Raw genomic sequence first — 1030 nt, forward strand, 5'->3', positions numbered from 1 at the left:
CGCGATCAGCACCTTCTTGGCCAGGCCCAGCACGAAATAGGCGATCCCGGTGTTGACCGACTGGATGTCGAACCGGCCGAAGCCCGGGCTGCGGAACTGGGGGATCATCTCCTTGTGATGGATGATCGGCCCGGCGATCAAATGCGGAAAGATCGTGACGAACAGCAGATAGTCGAGCGGCCCGTAGGGCCGGCTCCGGTCGCGCCAGAAGGGGGTGCGGCGCTCGCGCCAGATGTCCACGAGGAAGGCGATCTGGGTGAAGATGTAGAAGGAGATGCCGATGGGCAGGATGATCGCGGCCATGCCGAAGCTGGTGCCCAGCAGGGTCTCGATGCTGCTCACCACGAACATGGCATACTTGAAGTAGCCCAGGCAGGCGAGGTTGCCGGCGACGCCGGCCGCCATGGCCAGCTTGCGGCGGCGATCGGTGCGCTGGGCGTAGATCGTCCAGCTCATGATGAAGTTGAAGGCCACGGTGCCCAGCATCAGGGGCAGGTAGTGCCAATCCCAGTATCCGGCAAACCAGACCGATGCGGCAGCAAGAACTCCGACAGCCGCAATGGGTGGAGCGAACAGTCGAATGCCCCAAACTAGGATCAGCACGATTGGTAGAAATCCGAATATGAACGGATAGGAACTGAAAACCATTTGTGGACCCGGTTGGCGAGGCGACAGGTATGCCGCGCGCGACTACCGGCGCGCCTGTTGCTGCCATTACCGGCCGGTAATCTTACGGTAAATGCGTAAAATCACAGTGAGGTGTTGAATTGTGTTGCAAGACCGCAACACCGCCTACTGCGCGTGATTTGTAATCACTGTGGGAGCGCCTTATGTCTTTGATGGCGCTGGATTTCGTAGTTGCCGGGCCTGCGCCAGGTGCTCGTCGGACTTCGGCGGCAACTCTGTCCACTCACATAGCGCGTATTGCCTGTCGCAGCTCTGTCTCCTGGGCCTGCGCCTCCTAGGTGTTTAGCCTCGGAGTGTCATGGACGGCCTAATCTCTCGAAGATCGAGAGGATATCCTACGGCA

Annotated in this window: 1 protein-coding gene; it reads right to left on the bottom strand. The window is 59.8% G+C overall.

The features are described from left to right. Nucleotides 1-486, bottom strand: a 486-nt coding sequence (locus EQG76_RS31380; RefSeq protein WP_331463856.1) for an MBOAT family O-acyltransferase, incomplete at its 3' end; no start/stop codon positions are given. Nucleotides 487-1030: the final 544 nt, after the last annotated feature.

Source organism: Geminicoccus flavidas (assembly GCF_009806515.1).
GTDB classification, from domain to species: Bacteria; Pseudomonadota; Alphaproteobacteria; order Geminicoccales; family Geminicoccaceae; genus Geminicoccus; species Geminicoccus flavidus.